This is a genomic window from Nocardiopsis sp. B62 (assembly GCF_018070675.1).
GTDB classification, from domain to species: domain Bacteria; phylum Actinomycetota; class Actinomycetes; order Streptosporangiales; family Streptosporangiaceae; genus Nocardiopsis; species Nocardiopsis prasina.
The window spans coordinates 16,353-32,025 of the sequence record NZ_JAGPXK010000021.1 but is presented as its reverse complement, the minus strand read 5'-3'; the positions used below and the strand labels follow the sequence as shown (position 1 = coordinate 32,025).

Genomic DNA, 15,673 nt, shown 5'->3' with positions numbered 1-15,673 from the left:
CAGGGCTTATGACCAGGAACCCGACGGGCGCGCCCAGGCGGGGCTGATCCCTCTGGCCCCTGTCTCCGTCGGAGTACGGTGATCCCCGTGTGTCGCCTCCTACGTGGCGGAGGCGGCTGCTGCGAGGGTGTTGTCGAGCAGCGACGTCAGCGTGGCCATGGCGCCGCGCTGTTTCCTTGTCCTGGGCATCCGAGGTGTCCTCTCCTGGGGTCGCGGGATTTCACGCATGTGCGGCACCCTCCGAACGCGGTAAGGACGGCGCCCGTGGTGTGTCCGCGTCAGGAGGTGGGGCTCTCCGAGGGGGCGTCCGGCTCGGTGGGCGGTTCCTGGGACCACCGCACCGCGAGGGGCCAGCCGTCCATGGAGGTGTCGTGGTAGCGAGGGAACGCCTCCTCGGTCTCCGTCACCGCCCCCTCCTCCACGTCCACCCGGAACCACGCCTCCTCGGTCTGGAGCAGGATCGCGTCCCGCTCGGGTGCCAGCGTGTACTGCACAACGGGACTCGAGACGTCCTCCAGCAGCCGAGTGACGCTGTGGCCCTGGCCCTCGACCTCCAGCAGGTAGGCGCCCTGAGGGCCCTCCCCGTCGCCGTCCGGCTGGAGCAGGGCCTGTTCACCGCCCCAGACCGGTGCGTCGTCGAAGGTCTGCCACTGCTCGCCCCCGGTGTTGAGGGTGGCGTTCACTACGGTGCCGTTGGTCGAACGCACCACGAGGCTGCCCTCGCCGCCCGCGATCTGCTGGGTGGGGACACTGTTACGGATGTGCAGGGAGCCATCCGGAGTGATCGTCCAGTCGCTGGGCCGCTGCCCCTCCCCGAGAGCGAGGCTGCCCTCCTGGTTGGGGGTGCCGCCGGGCGCCTCCAACGGGACCGACTTGACCTGCGGCGGCTGCCCCTGGCCCTGCGCGGAGACGTACCAGAGCCGGTCCCCGTGGATCACCGGGTCCGACAGCTCCTCCTCACCGGAAGCCTGGATCGTCTCGACGGGCTGGTAGGTGAACTCCTCACCCTCCTCGGCGTCCTGGGGGTCGGTCAGACCCGCCAGGTGCACGGCGTTGGGTTCGTTCGTGGCGAATGCGAAGTACTGCCAGTCCTCGGAGAACCGCTTGTGCACCGGAACCGCTGGCGCCATCGGGTCCACCGCCCCGTCGGGCAGGTCGATCCGCTGGAGGGGAGCGCCGGTCTCGGGATCGTGGAAGACCAGTACCTGCTCGGTCTCCGGGTCACCGCCCTCGAACCCCCGGTGCACCAGGGCGAGCCCCACCAGACCGTCCTCGGTGAGCGCCTCGACCGTCTCCGGCTCGCCGTCCGAGGACCCGGAGGAGGATTCGCACGCCGTCACGGCGAGGAGGCACACAGCAGAGGTCAAGGCGAGTGAACGCCGCATGGATCGCCTTTCGGGGGAGCGGAGCGGGGTGGTTCCAGGGTGTGGGATCACCGGAAACACGTCACGGTTCTCCCCGATCCTCACGTTATCCGGAGGACGCCGGGCGCGTGGGGCCGACTAGTCTCCGTCACCGGTCGCGGAGGGAGAGGGCTCCCTGACCAGATCAGAGTTGGGCGACGGCGAGGGAGAGGGCGACGGATCCGCCTCCTCTTCCTCTTCCTCCTCCTCGGCGGCTTCCTCCTCCGCCAGGCGGTCGGCCTCGGCCTGGCGTTCGGCCGCGCGGGTCGTGCACACCTCGTCCGAAGCCCCGGAACCGCCGTCGACAGCCACCACGGTGAAGCAGTACTCGGCCTGGGTGTCGTCGACGTTGATCTGAGCGGTCACCGCACCGGGGCCGGTCCGCGCCAGGGTCGTGGGATCGTGCCCCTGCCTGCCGCCGACGACGAAGTACGAACCGGTGCCCCCGGTGTGGTCGGTCCAGGAGACGGTGACGGCGCTGAGGGAGTCCTCCAGTGAGACCCCCGAGGGCGGGCTGACCTCAGGAAGCGGCGAAGGCTCGACCACGGGTTCGGGAGCCTCGGCGGCCTCTGGCACGGACTCTTCGGGATACTCCTCGCTAGCGAGTACGGGCGAACCAGATTGAGGTTGGAGGGTCGCGACGATCCCAGTCACGACCGTGAAGGTCATGATGCTGATCGCTGTGACACCGATGTTGAGGTGGCGTCGCCATCGCGGCTCAAGGTCGGGTCGGTCCCCATGGTTCCTGCCCTCGGGAGAGGAAGTTCTGGAGGAGGACTCGCCCGAAGAGGGCAGACTCGAGTCGACATCACCAGTCCACCCGACCAACCTCCCCCACTGGTTGGGAACGGCCGCGACGGCATTCTGCTTCGGCTGAACCCTTGGCTCGGGACTCGGAGCCGGTGACTTCCGAGTGTCCGGAGATTGCGGAGCTTCCCACCGTTGCTCAGATTCGGCCGGGGCTGTTGCCGTTGCGAGCGCCCGAGCTTGCGGCGGAAGCGGATCGCCGAGTTCGTTGTCGGACCCAGGCGAGGGAGAGACAGGGCCCTGAATGCCTGGCGCCTCGGATGGTTCACCTTGCACCCTGGCGTCGGATGAGGGAGACCGCTTCTGGTCGTCGCTGAAGGAGGGCTGCGCACCGGACCGGGTACCGGTTCTGGCCCTCTCCAGAGCCGTCGCCAGATCCACAGCTGACTGGTAGCGCTCCTCGGGATCCTTGGCCATGGACCGGGTGAGCACCCTGGAAAGGACCCGGGACACGTCTCTGCGTGGCACGGGCGGGGCGTTCATGCCGAGAACACGCTCGGCGTACATCTGGTCCGTGAGTGATTCACCCCGCTCGTGGGAGAAAGGGGTCCTTCCGGCGAGAAGGGTCCAGAGCGTCGAGGCCAACCGATAGACGTCCGAGGCAGGTGTCAACTGGTCGCCGCGGAGTGCTTCTGGCGGTGCGTGAAGAAACGACTCACGTCCACGAACCTTGATGCCTGAGGAACCGATACGGGTGGCCGCGCCGAAGCCGGTCAACAGGGAAGTGCTTCCCGCGAGAATGTTCTCCGGGGCGACCGCGTTGTGCACCAACTCGTGTCGGTGCAGGCTTGCCAGCGCAGGGCCGACACTTCTGCCCACGGCCACGGCCTGCTCTGGTGAGACAGGGCCGGATCGTCCCAGGACCTGACCGAAGGAGCCCTCCGGGTAGAGGGGCAGCACAGCGAAGGGCTGACCTGAAGCTGTTCGGCCGAGGTCGAGAAGAGGCACCACCCCCGGACCACCGCTGAGCTTCTGGAGGATCTCGATCTGAACGGGCGTCGTCACGGGGTCGAGCAGTACTTTGACCACAGACTCCATGCCGCTGTTCGCGCGTACCGCGACGTAGAGCTCGGATGAGCGAGCGCGGTGGATACGCCGGAGGGAGTGGTAACCGGGGATCCAGCCATTCGGCGGTGTCAGGCGTTCGTCTGGGGGATTCATCGTCGCACCGCCAAGGAGTAACCGCACCCGGGGCACCAATGGCACACGGGTGGCAATTCAACGGCAATTTGGGAAGCCTCGTCGCCAGGGCCCGCTCCGTAGCATGTCAGATCTGATTGACGCGGAGAACGAACCGCTCGCGTTACTGGAGCGTATCTCAATTGCCGAGCTACTGTTATTGGTAGAACGCGCATCCCTGCCCGGTGTGGTCCAAGTCCCGGTGCAGCGTGATTTGAGTATCGCGCACGGTCACGCCCGCCCGTGTCGCAGCCGAGGTCGCCAGAGCGCGGTGACGAGGCGTTCTCGGCTGCCCCCTCACGGAGGGCAAGGAGTCGCGAGGTGGTGAGGCTCACAGGAGCTCCTATGCCGTAGCCGAGCGCGAACTTCCCAGTCGTTTGGGGTGCACTGGGTCCAGGAGAGGCGGGTCCCAAGTGTGTTCTGGAGCCCATCTCCCCCCTTTCGTTGTCCTATTAGGGTCGATCCGTACCGCATCACGGGACCGATGAGTGCGAATGAGCTGGCCGATTGTGGCCTCAAGGCGGGGAGTTTTCGGTTGGGGAAGCATATTCCCAGCTCAAGCGATGCCCAGATCGAATCGTACGTGCTGGTGTACTGGTCTCTGAGTATCCCGTGTGCCAGTGCCTGAGGCGCTTCTCCACACCAATCGCCGTCCGCCGGATGCACGACGCTATGTAGTATCACCACGGTATAGCCTCACAAGGCTACATGAGATGATTGATCAGGGTTTTCCATCCAGGAGGACCAACTCGTCAAACACCATATCGACAGAAAGAATCATGCCGGGTGGGTGGGTACAGTCGCGTCACAGTTTCCGGCCCTCAACGATGGGTGGATCTCGCACTACCGGACACGGTTCCGGTAGCAGCACTCATGCCGAAGATCCTCGGCGTGTGTCTGCCAGAGGAGGAAGGCAACGAGGCCGCGGGTTGGGTCCTGACGACTCCAGAGGACCACGTCCTCCGGTTCGAGGACTCACTCGGTGCCGCGGGGATCGCCGATGGTGATGTCCTCATGCTGCGCCGTGAGACAGCCCCCTCGCGCCCCCAGTACGTGGACGACGTCCGTGGAGCGGTAGAGGACCGGGTCGACGAGTCCAGTGGATTCTGGAGCCACTCGACCACCTTCGCCTTCGGCCTGCTGTTCTCGGCGCTGGTGCCCCTGTTGGTGTTGGCCGTCATGAGCTGGCTGAGGCCCTCCGCTGTCTATCCGGGTGTGGCGGCGCTGGGGTTGATCCTCACCCTCCTCCAGGTGGTCGTCGCGCGTAGGCGTGCCATGCACGTCATCGCTGACATCCTGTTCGTCACGTCCGCCGGTTGGGGCGGCGCTGTGGGATCGCTGCTGGGGTTCGTCGTCACCGCCGAACCGCAGACCCAGAACATCCTGATCCTCGGGCTCGCCGGAGCGTTGATCGCCTCGGGAGTCGCGTGGACCGTCGACCAGGCCGGACTGCCGTGCCTCACGGCGCTCGCCTTCATCTGCCTCACAGGTGGCGCTCTGACCGCCGTCACCCTCTTCCTGGACATTCAGCAGGGTGCCAGGGCACTCGCGCTGGTCCTGGTGCTCTGCATCGGTGGATTGCCTCGTCTCGCACTGGTGATGGGAGGGCTCTCCGCCCTCGACTATCGAGTGGTCAACTCCGGAGGGGTACCCACCGAGCGGTTCGAGGAGACGCTGAACACCAGTGACCGCCTTCTTCTCGGGGTCGTGTTGGGGTCGGCGGTGAGCGCGACCGCCGTGGTGTCGCTCCTCCTGTGGTCTGGTGAGGGAACGCCAGACAGCTTGCTCGTGCTGACCCTGTCCTTCCTTCTCCTGCTCAGGTCTCGCTTGTTCGCGCGCATCCGACATGTCCTTCCTCTCCGCGTAGGTGGGGTCACAGGGGTGGTTCTCAGCCTCCTCCACCTCGTGCAGGTGGTACCGATGGTGGCGGTCTGGATCCCGATATTCACGTTGTCCGTTGGCGCCGTAACGGCAGCCGTGAGCTGGATCAAACTGGACGACGTTCCGCAGGCCTCGGTCAGTCGTGTCCTCAACTGGATCGAGCTCGGTCTGGTGATGGTGGCCTTCGCCACCACGGCCTGGGGCATGGGTCTTTTCTCCTACGTCGCGGACATGACTTCGTGACGTCGCTCTGCCCCTGAGTTCAGAACTCTTCTGAACAACCCCCGAACTGAAGTAAACGGGAGTGATCGTAGTGTCGATCAGACTGTTGGAACGGCCCGCACGGTACGTACCGGAGGACCCTGGGCGGGATCCCCTGGTCATCGCCGCGCCTCCCCAGTTGCCGGACAACCCACCCTCGGGCGCGTCGTCAGCGATGATCATCATGCCGATCATCACGGGGTCGGGGTCGCTGATGATGTCGATCACCATGGGTCACCGCCCTTTGATGGCAGCTATCGGGGCCATTGTGATGCTGGCGAGCGTGATCGTTGGGATTGCCATGTTCGTTGCCCAGCACAATGGTCCCCGTAGGCAGATCAGGGAACAAAGAGAAAGGTATATCGACTACCTGGATCAGATCCGGGACAAGGTCCGCGGCGTCGCCAACACACAGCGATCTGGAAATCTCCATTGCTACCCGTCTCCTCACCTGCTGACCGAAGCGGCCAGGCTCACGAGCCGGAGGTGGGAAAGGCGTGCTTCGGATCCGGATTTTCTTCACGTGCGGATCGGTGAGGGCACGCGTCCCCTCAAGCGCAGGCTCACACTGAAGATGGACACCTCTTCACCTCTCGTCGTGTACGACCCCCTGTGCCAGGGCATGGCGCAGCAGTTGATCGACCTGTATGCCGAGGTTCCGGAACAACCGTTGGTTCTCAATCTGCGAGAACTGGGAGTCGTGTCGATCACTGGGGACCGGGCCGGCGGGAGGGCACTGGCGAGAGCGATCGTGGGTCAGATCGCCACCTTCTCCGCACCTGAGGACGTCTGCGTGGGGGTTGTTCGCAACGACAGGCTGGTCGCTGAGTGGGACTGGCTGAAATGGCTCCCACACAACTCCGCGGAGGGCCTGGACGACAAGCCCACGGACGGACCGCTCGCGGCCAGGGTGGTAGCTGGCAACACCATCGAGATGCGGAAGATGATCGAAGCGGAGGTGGAGAAGCGCACCGTCGACATGCAGCGTCGCCGAGGTGCCCCACCAGGGCCGGGCACACAGCGGATCGTTGTCATCGTGGACGGGGAGTACCAGTCCACGATGTCGGGCTTGGCAGCAGAACCGCCAGTCGAGTCGCTCGCCCAACTGGGCATCCACGTGATCTTCCTTCTCGGAGACCGTCGGGAGGAGCCCGAAACCGTCAACATGAGGCTATCGGTCGTGTCCACGGCTGTGGCGGAGGACACGGAACATCCGGTCCGGAGCCCGGAAGGGCATGTTCGGGAAGTGCCCCTCAAGGGGCGGGCGGACTCATTGGATGTCGCCGGCATGACGGTTCTCTCGAGGATCCTCTCCCCTTACCGACTCTCTGCTTCGGACGGAGCGGACGCACTCCACAACAGTGTTGACCTTCCGGAGATCATCGGTGTCCCCGATGTGGCTCTGCTCGACACGGCACGCACCTGGCGCCCGAGAAGTGGTGGTGACTTCCTTCGGGTGCCGATCGGGATCGGCCCCTCTGGAAACCCTGTTCTCCTCGACCTCAAGGAGTCAGCATTCGGTGGAATGGGTCCGCACGGTCTGGTGGTGGGGGCCACGGGTTCCGGGAAGTCGGAAATGCTGCGCACGCTGGTCACTTCCTTGGCGATCGCTCACCCTCCGGACCGGCTCGCGCTTCTCTTGGTCGACTTCAAGGGTGGGGCGACCTTCGCCGATTCGGGACGCCTCCCTCACAGCGCTGGCATCATCACCAACCTCGCGGATGACGAAAGCATGGTCATCCGGTTCCGTGAGGCCATGTACGGGGAGCTGACCCGTAGGCAGCAGGTGCTCAAAGAGGCAGGAAACCTGCCGAACGTCCATGCCTACGAAGAACTGCGTGCCGAGGGTGAGTTGGAACCACTCCCGCACCTGTTGGTCATCATCGACGAGTTTTCGGAGCTTCTCACGGCTCATCCTGATTTCGCGGACCTGTTCCTGGCGATCGGCCGCATCGGGCGCTCCATCGGAGTGCACCTCATGCTCGCGACGCAGAAACTGGACACGGGAAAGATCAAGGGGCTGGAAAGCCACCTGTCGTTCCGTATCAGCCTTCGTACCTTCTCCGAGTCCGAGAGCAGGGAGGCGATCGGTGTCGGGGACGCCTACCACCTTCCCCCGGAACCGGGCTCCGGGTACCTGAAGGTCGACACGTCGGTCTTCGAGCGGTTCAAGGCCGCCATGGTCTCCTCGCCTTACGTACCGCTTCAGGAGACGACGGCACACGAGGACCCCGTGCTTCCCCTCATCTCCTACAACGGTGTGTCAGACCTGGACCCGAAGCTGGTCGTGGAACGGCTTCAGGAGGTGTTCGGTGCGAAGCCCTCGCCGAAGGCCCAAGGAACCAGGGAACGGAGTGTTCTGCAGGTCGCTGTGGACAGGCTCAACGAGTCAGGATCCGAGCCCGTGCGACCAGTGTGGCTGCAGCCCCTCGCAGAGGCGCTCACATTGGACACGGCTCTGCAATGGGGGACGGGGCCTGGGGACCACGATACGGAGCAGAGCACCGTCGAACCCCCTTCGGAGGAACTCAAGGCGGTCGTCGGGGTTCAGGATGTTCCGAGAGAACAGCGACAGGGACCGATCGAGCTCGACTTCACCGGAGCCCGAGGCAACATGGTCGTGTTGGGCGGCCCACGCACCGGAAAGTCAGTCTTCCTCCGGACCCTGACCGCGGCACTCGCCTGGCGCTATCCGCCCGGCCGTGTCGCGATCTACGCGATCGACTTCGGTGGTGGCGGTCTCGCTTCTCTGGAGGACTTGCCCCATGTGGCCGGAGTGGCGGGACGGACCAACACCGAACGGGTACAACGTGTGATCACGGATGTACGTGCTCAGCTGGATCGTAGGGAGAGGATCTTCAGGCGCTCGAAACTGGAGTCGCCGGAGGCCCTCAGACGGGCACGCGCCGAAGGAACGGTCTCCAAGGACATCGTGGGAGACATCTTCCTACTGATCGACGGCTGGTCACAGGTGAGGGAGGTCCTGGGGGACCGTGATGACGACCTGCTGGACATTCTGAACAGGGGATCCGCGCTCGGCGTTCACACCGTACTCACCGGAACCAACAACGCCCAGATCCGCTCCAAACTCCAGCCGCTCCTTGGAGGGAAGTTGGAGTTCAAGTTGACCGAGGCCCATGACTCGGGCATCGACCGGCATGCTGCGGGCGAACTCCCCAAGGAGATGCCAGGACGAGCTCTCCTCCAGAACCTGAACATGGCGCAGGTCGCACTCCCCCGATTGGATGGGGTCGCCAGCGACACGGACCTCCGCGAGGGCGTCAGGGATCTCGTCGAGAAGATCACTCAGCGATGGCCTGATCAGGCGGTCTCAGCGGTGCGTACCCTGCCCTCGAAGATCGGGCTGGAGGAACTGCTCACGGGGCAGGCGAAGAGCAAGGGCCTGGACCTCGTCCTTGGTCTTGGGGAGCGAGAGCTCGAGCCGGCCCTGCTACGCCCGGACCAGGAACCGCATCTACTGGTCCTGGGAGACCCGGAAACCGGGAAGTCGTCCTTCCTTCGCTCGCTTCTGCTTCAACTCTCCAGACATCCGGCCAAGAAGGTGGGGGTTGTTCTGGTGGACTTCCGGAGGACCCACCTCGGGCTTCTCGAAGAGGGCAGGGAACTGGCGTACTGCACGACGCCCGACCACACGAAGGCGATGGCGACGCAGCTGGCTGAGCAGCTCAAGGAACGGATTCCTGGACCTGAGGTGACCCCTCGCCAACTCAGAAGCAGGAGTTGGTGGAAGGGCATGGAGATCTTTGTCGTCGTCGACGATCTGGACTTGATGGGATCCCGAAACACGAACCCTCTTCTCCCCTTGGTCCCCCTCATTTCGCAAGGAAGAGATCTGGGCTTCCACATGATCATGGCGCGTCGCACAGGTGGAGCGGGTCGGGCCATGTTCGAACCCCCCTTGCAGACGTTGAGTGATTTGGCGACGCCCGCCGTGATGTTCTCCGGAGATCGGAGGGAGGGGCGCCTTGCCAATGGAGTCGCTTCCCAGCAGTTGCCTCCTGGGCGAGCCCTGCTCGTGCGGCGGGGGAAGACTCCGGAACAACTACAGGTGCCTTGGACCGATGAGCCCGTTTGAGACGCGAACCCTCTGACCGTGTAGAAGAAATTTCACCGATCCCTGCTCGCTGAATGACGGTGCTCCTCTGATCCATGCGCCGGGAAAATGCGTGGCAGGGTTTTGGAAGAAAGGAAGACCCATGACGTTCACCCCCCAGGTTCCAGGGGCGACTTCGGGCGAGGCCGCCGAGGTCGCGGGAGAATTTGAGACCCTGCTCGGAAACATCACCGGGCAGGGTGAGGACATCATGACGAGCTTCAAGAACACGTCGATGAAGTTCAATGATCTGCTCGCGGAGGATATTCGTGGGGCAGGGGCGATCAACCATGCGAACTGGGAAGAGGCCGCTCTGGCCTGTGTGGTGATCCAGGATGTGGCGACTCAGTGGTCCGAGGACCTGGAGGAGTACGAAAGCAGTATTGCGTCGCTGCAGTATCTGGTTGATAATGTCGCCCCCTATGTTTCCGCTACCCCGGAACCTCCGAAGGTCTCCCCGAGGGAACTCTACTACCAAAGTCTCCAGAGGATGGCGGACGAATACTGGGCCGACCTCACGAGCGCCGCTGAATGGTGCTCGGAGAGAATCGCGGGAGGGACCAGTCCCGCAAACGTTGCGGAGCTGGTCAAGGCTGGCCGCCTCGGATGGCTACCCTTCAATATCGGTGGTTCAGACATGCCGACACCGATCGAGGCGGAAGAGGGAATCGAGGATGGTGAAGACCTCGAAGAAATGCTTGCCAGTGGTGAGATCGATCAGGATCGCTACAACGAGATCATGTTCGTCGTCAATCTCCTGAACGAGCGAGCTGAGCGCGCGCAGCGCAACGGGGAGAAGTTGACAGACGATGAGATCGAATACCTCGAGAACATGTACGAGGCACTCGAACAGATAGGAGAAGTCGATGGAGTAGAAGGCTCTGGCGGAGCCATCTCGATACCGGAGATCATCGAACAGAACGTAGAGAACGAGCGAATCCGAAACGAACTCCTGAGGGAGTTGGGTGGAGGCATGCTCACACTCTCTGATGAAAGAATCGGAGGGGGATTCTCTAAACTTCCGGACAGTATTATCAACACTGTCCAAGGACCGATCATCTCCCCGAACGGTCTGGATATCACAGCCGATCACGAGCAGTTCGGTCAGGACCTGAAGAACCTTACTGCATTGCTGGGTAGCGCGTCTGACCACTTGGAGGCAGGAACCAGGTTCTCTCAGGACCTTTCCCTGCACATGGGTCTCATCCTCTCGGATGAATCAGGTGACATTGGGCCAACATTCGATGGCTCTCTGGTCAGTGTGCTCGGTGAGAGCAGTATGGAAATCCTTCTCGAAGTCTCAACAAGAAATATCGCAGCGAATCACGAACTCCTGACAGGGCAGTACGAGAACGGTTCGCTCGACGATGGAAGGCGGGATCAGGTAGTAAGGGATGCTCTTCTCGGGTTCCTTACTTATGGTGAAAAATTTGACTCCGAGGAAGCTGGAGAGACTGACTACTCAAAGGATGACTTTGAAAGAGGAGGCCTCACTGCTGTATTCGACTGGATTTCTGACGGGGAGGTGAACTTCGACCCCGAGACCCAGAAGCTTGCGGCTGAGTCGATGGCCGGTCTGGTGAACTTCATGTCGGATCCGGAGAATCACCAGTTCCTTATGGGTCATGCAGATTCGACCTATGAGGCTGGGGGTATCAGTCGAGACGCCGCCGACAGTCTGGCCGACGCTTTCACTTCACATATCTACAGTTTTGCCAATGGAGCGTCCATCAGCGACGGGAGCTCGATCGGTGAACCGTCGCCGGGACTGGCGGCCGAATTCGGATTTGATTCGGATTCGGGAACCGTGGTGATGTCTGCGGAGGATCGAGTTCGATTCCTGGAGGTCCTCATGACGGATGAAAGATCTGCGGTCAATGTCTATTCAGATACATCTCTGTTCGGTACCTCGCAAATTATTCGTTCTGTTGAGGATGGTAGTACCGAAAGCTATGCTAATGAATCCGCGATCCTTTCCTCCATAGTGAACGCTGCCTTGGACAACGAGGCATCCTACCGAGACATCGGGAACCAGGCCCTGCGCGCAGAGCGGGAGCAGATGTGGGATATGTCGACGAGCCTGATCTCAGCAGGCATCTCTGATTCGAAGGTCACGAGCATGATTCCGGGATACGGAACCTTCGAGAGTATGACATTGGGGGCAATCAAAGAACAGCTGATAGCCACTCCGACGCCAAGCTCCTCCCACGATGTGGAAACCGGATCAATCGAGAATGGTGCGATCGGAACCAGAATGGATCTCTACTTGGTGGAACGAATGATGGAGGAGTACAAGAGCGACCCCGAAAACTCACCGAATCCATTTTTGGCGACGAATGGTAATGTCCAGGAGGGTGATCTCGCAACTCTGTCTCAGTATGGAATTGTGGGTGGCGGATTCGAAGAGATGGAGTTGGATAGAGATGTGGCGAACGAGTATCTCGGCAGCAACAGGGCAGGAGAGAAGGATAGTATCAGCGAAGCTCTCAATAATGTCATGAAGGATACTCCAATGTCTTGGCTGGACAATGACGAACGGACGGGAGGGCTGCATTCTGTTGGCTACGAGCAGACCTATGAAGGGACCTATGGGACTCTCTATGGTGAGTTGAAAAATGATTCAGAATCTCTGAAGACCAGAGACGCGCAGTACAAGGATACGTGGGAGACCTGGGAGCAGGAGAGTTCCGAAAGGGGGATCGAGGAGAGGGAGTACTGGACGAACCGAAGGCAGGAAATCGACGAAGCGAATGAGAATTGGGAGAGGGAGCGAGAGGAAGTATGGGAGCTCAATGATTAGTGATCGGGTCAAAAGAAGCCGGAAGTGGCTCCTATTGCTGGTTGGCGTGGTGGTCTCGCTGGCAGTTGCTGCGGTGATCGTGTTTCCAGGGGACGGGCACTTCACTACATCGGATGGAGGTAGACCTGCTCCGTTGCCCTCACAAGTCAACGGCGTCGCCTGGCAATGGCAAGTGCCCGAGGACGCCTGGGGCGTGGAGGTCTTGTCTGGAAATAGAGGTCCGGTAGCAGTTCTGCATGACGGCGTCATCGCTCTGAATGGAGAAGACGGTGAAGAGATCTGGGGCCTTCGTGTTCAGGAAGGCGAGGACACTGTGAACGTCAGTGCGGGGGTCACTCCGGATGGAAACTACTCCATTGTCGGTCATGCTCGGGGCAAGAAAGATGACCTTTCTTTCCATGTCACCGTGATGGATACGATTACCGGAGAGGTTGAGAGCAAGTACTCAGAAACGATCTCAGATCTGGTTTCGCCCCAACTCGCGACTGAATCACGGGTCCCTGATCTTCGTAATCTCTCCAATCATACCTGGCTCGAGCCCAGCAGTGAGGGATTCGTTGCCCGAGAGATCTCCACAGGGGACATCGCCTGGGAATTCGAACCCGATCCGGGATGCAGAATGATCGCGGGTTCTGTGGAGACGAATCTTCTAGATGTCAGCGTTGGTAGTACTGGAGAAGCGTTCCTGGTCCCTCTTGAATGTGCCCAGCGCGGCTCATCCCCGGAAAATGGACCTGAGACGGCTGCGGGTGAAATCCTGGCATTGGATGCTTCCACAGGCGAAGCGAAATGGGCTTCTTCCAAGGAAATCGAGTTGAGACGCTCCTCCAGTTCTCTCCCCGGTGAGTTCACGATCAGATTTGATGTATCGCCTGATGGGCGCTCCTTTGTAGCAAGAACCAGTAATGGTCGTACGCTGTTTGATGTTGATACGGGTGAAGTCCTGTATGAGGATCTGACAGATTTCTTCCCGGCTGAATCAATAGAATACTATTTCTCTATTGGGCAGGATTTGCTTGCTGTCAACCGGAATTCCGTGAGGAATGAACGTCCGCTCAGGTTGGGAGTGGTCGAACTTCCCGGGGGTAGGATTGCCAGCGAAACCGAACTCCCCGAAGAATATTATGCGCGCACAGATCCCGCTTACTACAGTATACGGTCAGCCGACCTTGGGTCCGTGGGTGCAGTTCCGCTTGCCGAGGGTGTGCTCGTGCTTGGCTGTGATCATGATTGTTCGTCTGAATCTGTGAGCGACGCAGATTCCGAAGGAGTTCTCGCTCTTTTTGTTCCTTGGGGAGAGAGCGAGGTGGAGTCGGTAATCGAACTTCCGGGGTTCACTCCTGAAAGGCACTATCAGCATGATGGTCTCCTCCTGGTTCCAGGGGGAGTTGTCGCGTATCAGGAGACAGGTGCATCAGGCTTCTACGAGGAACTGATTGGTCTCAATTGAATTGAAGAGTGGCCATGTGCGCCGCTGTACTGCGATGGTTATAGTTCTTGAGTCGGATCTCTCCGACAGAACTGTGCGGTCCGTGTGAAGTACGGACCGCACAGCGCAGGGCGATGTTTCTCAGTAGATACTGATGTCCGGGAAGTCGGGGTGGGATCCAGCGAACTCGGAACGGTTGGTGTCGTCGGTGCCTCCGATCTCCGAAGCAGATGCGTGAATGTTGTCCGCGATGTCTGTGGCCTGGACCTGGACCTCGTTCATGAACCCGACATATTCACTTTCGAATTGTTCCATGCCGGTGACGGTGGGCTTTCCTTTAAACATGTTTGCAGCGGTATCGCAGGCAGTGCCAAAGTCGGAGGCTATTCCTTTGAGGCCGTCGGCGATGGCTAGTGCTTCGTCCGCTCCGGACTGTGCCCCTGGGACGTCAGCGCTGACAGTCATATGGACTCCGTTTCTGCTGCTCAGGTTCTGGGGATCTATTGGAGCAATGTGGGGCTCTGGTGTGCCTCGTCATTGACTGACTGGCGTAGATTCTTATAACCTAACTCTGGCTCGTCAAGCCCCTGCCTTGGAACAACTCGTGGCGATCAGGTCATGCAGTCTTCGCGGGTCAATGTCTTCCCTGGTGAGAGGCTTACTATCCTTATCTTGGCCGACTGGTGCCAAGTCTATTTGCAGTGAGGTGTATCACGTGGTTGACTTTGTGGGCCTGGGGCAATCAGATGCCTTGCAGGTCGGTGGTCGAGAGCTCGGTGAGGAGGCGGCAGCTCTTAATGGGCAAGCGAAGCAGTTGTTCGACGCAATGGAATCGGACGTCCGTGCGGCGATGGACGGCGGTGCGCCTGGTGAGTTCATGTCCGCCCACGGCCTCCTGAATGAGAAGTTCGGGGGCATGATGCTCTGGCTCGACCAGATGGGTATCAACCTCTCTGATGTCAACTTCGACATCGTGAACACGGATTCTGAGACGCAAGCGGACTTCGCTGCCTCCGGTGGTGGATTCAGCGGTCTCCCCCCGATCAACATCTGAAGTTCTCGATAGTTAGGCTGAGTAGATGGAAGTTTCTGGCAACAGCGGGAACATTTTTGATATCGCGGACACGGAGCGCAGCTACAAGGGGCAGATCGATACGGTGTTGAACCAGGTCGAAGCTGCGGTTGTCAAGTCTCTGGGAGAGTGGCATGGGGCGGGGTCAGATGACTTCGCCACTCTCTACGATGAGTTCAAGGTGCACAAGGAAGGTGTTTCTGATGCCTTCGATGACCTGATCCGGACCACTGAGACCGCAGCGGAGAACTGGGCTCTGACGAGCGCCAGTGTTCGTAACAGGTTCAATGTCTGATCGCGGAAGTCATTACAGGTGAGCCTCCCCGTAGGTGAGAAGGAGAACCAGGCTTCGGCTCAGAACGATCTGATGCCTGAGGCGTTCCGAGCCACCTCCAACGCTGAGAAGTACGTGCTCGAGGCGGATGCGCTCCGTCGCCGCCAGTTGAGGTCGGCTCTTCTCTATGGTTCAAGCCGGTTCTGGCGGCGAAAGCAGCGCGTGTGGCCGGCCATGATCTTCGGTGCGATCGTTGTCGCCGTGATCTGTGGTGTGATCGCGCTCATCGGCGCGTTCGACAAGCAGCAGGAGGTCAACGAACTGCGCGGCCGCGGGAATCCCCTGACGTCCCAGAGCGAGTCCGTCGGTCATTGATTCGCTGTCGGGAGCGTCTGGTGCCTATCGGGGGTGGGTGCACCCTGTCGGATCGGTCCCTGACCTGACCTGTCCGGA

Annotated in this window: 10 protein-coding genes and 1 pseudogene; 7 read left to right on the top strand and 4 right to left on the bottom strand. The window is 61.0% G+C overall.

Annotated features, from left to right (window positions below; translation table 11 throughout):
- Positions 1 to 278: 278 nt before the first annotated feature.
- From KBX21_RS19940 to KBX21_RS26715, 3 genes and pseudogenes are all read right to left on the bottom strand, one after another.
- On the bottom strand, positions 279 to 1,385 hold the full coding sequence (locus KBX21_RS19940; protein WP_210843007.1) for a hypothetical protein: 1,107 nt from the start codon (positions 1,383 to 1,385) through the stop codon (positions 279 to 281).
- A gap of 117 nt (positions 1,386 to 1,502) precedes the next feature.
- The gene (locus KBX21_RS26720; RefSeq protein ID WP_247666060.1) at positions 1,503 to 2,072 is read right to left on the bottom strand and encodes a hypothetical protein; all 570 of its coding nucleotides are present in this window, start codon (positions 2,070 to 2,072) and stop codon (positions 1,503 to 1,505) included.
- 537 nt (positions 2,073 to 2,609) lie between these two features.
- Positions 2,610 to 3,371 (bottom strand): annotated as a pseudogene (locus KBX21_RS26715) (protein kinase); the annotation flags it as partial.
- Between the two features lie 804 nt (positions 3,372 to 4,175).
- On the opposite strand from KBX21_RS26715, the gene eccD reads away from it, so the two are divergent.
- The 4 genes from eccD (at position 4,176) to KBX21_RS19915 (ending at position 13,895) form a co-directional block, all read left to right on the top strand.
- Positions 4,176 to 5,513: a type VII secretion integral membrane protein EccD gene (eccD, locus tag KBX21_RS19930; protein ID WP_210843079.1), complete on the top strand. Its 1,338-nt coding sequence runs from the start codon at positions 4,176 to 4,178 to the stop codon at positions 5,511 to 5,513.
- Between the two features lie 139 nt (positions 5,514 to 5,652).
- Positions 5,653 to 9,627: a type VII secretion protein EccCa gene (gene eccCa, locus KBX21_RS19925; protein ID WP_374225737.1), complete on the top strand. Its 3,975-nt coding sequence runs from the start codon at positions 5,653 to 5,655 to the stop codon at positions 9,625 to 9,627.
- 121 nt (positions 9,628 to 9,748) lie between these two features.
- Entirely contained in the window at positions 9,749 to 12,445 is a 2,697-nt protein-coding gene (locus tag KBX21_RS19920) for a hypothetical protein (RefSeq protein WP_210842997.1), read from the top strand.
- Entirely contained in the window at positions 12,396 to 13,895 is a 1,500-nt protein-coding gene (locus KBX21_RS19915) for a hypothetical protein (protein WP_210842994.1), read from the top strand. The genes KBX21_RS19920 and KBX21_RS19915 overlap by 50 nt, the downstream gene beginning before the upstream one ends.
- A 120-nt stretch (positions 13,896 to 14,015) precedes the next feature.
- Here the strand turns inward: KBX21_RS19915 and KBX21_RS19910 are convergent, their stop codons facing one another.
- The gene (locus KBX21_RS19910) at positions 14,016 to 14,339 is read right to left on the bottom strand and encodes a hypothetical protein (RefSeq protein ID WP_210842992.1); all 324 of its coding nucleotides are present in this window, start codon (positions 14,337 to 14,339) and stop codon (positions 14,016 to 14,018) included.
- 250 nt (positions 14,340 to 14,589) lie between these two features.
- On the opposite strand from KBX21_RS19910, the gene KBX21_RS19905 reads away from it, so the two are divergent.
- From KBX21_RS19905 to KBX21_RS19895, 3 genes are all read left to right on the top strand, one after another.
- Complete coding sequence (locus KBX21_RS19905; protein ID WP_210842990.1) at positions 14,590 to 14,928, top strand: hypothetical protein; 339 nt, start codon at positions 14,590 to 14,592, stop codon at positions 14,926 to 14,928.
- A 25-nt stretch (positions 14,929 to 14,953) separates the two neighbouring features.
- The gene (locus tag KBX21_RS19900; RefSeq protein WP_210842989.1) at positions 14,954 to 15,241 is read left to right on the top strand and encodes a WXG100 family type VII secretion target; all 288 of its coding nucleotides are present in this window, start codon (positions 14,954 to 14,956) and stop codon (positions 15,239 to 15,241) included.
- A gap of 72 nt (positions 15,242 to 15,313) precedes the next feature.
- Positions 15,314 to 15,595, top strand: coding sequence for a hypothetical protein (locus KBX21_RS19895; protein ID WP_210843074.1), 282 nt, complete (start codon positions 15,314 to 15,316; stop codon positions 15,593 to 15,595).
- Positions 15,596 to 15,673: the final 78 nt, after the last annotated feature.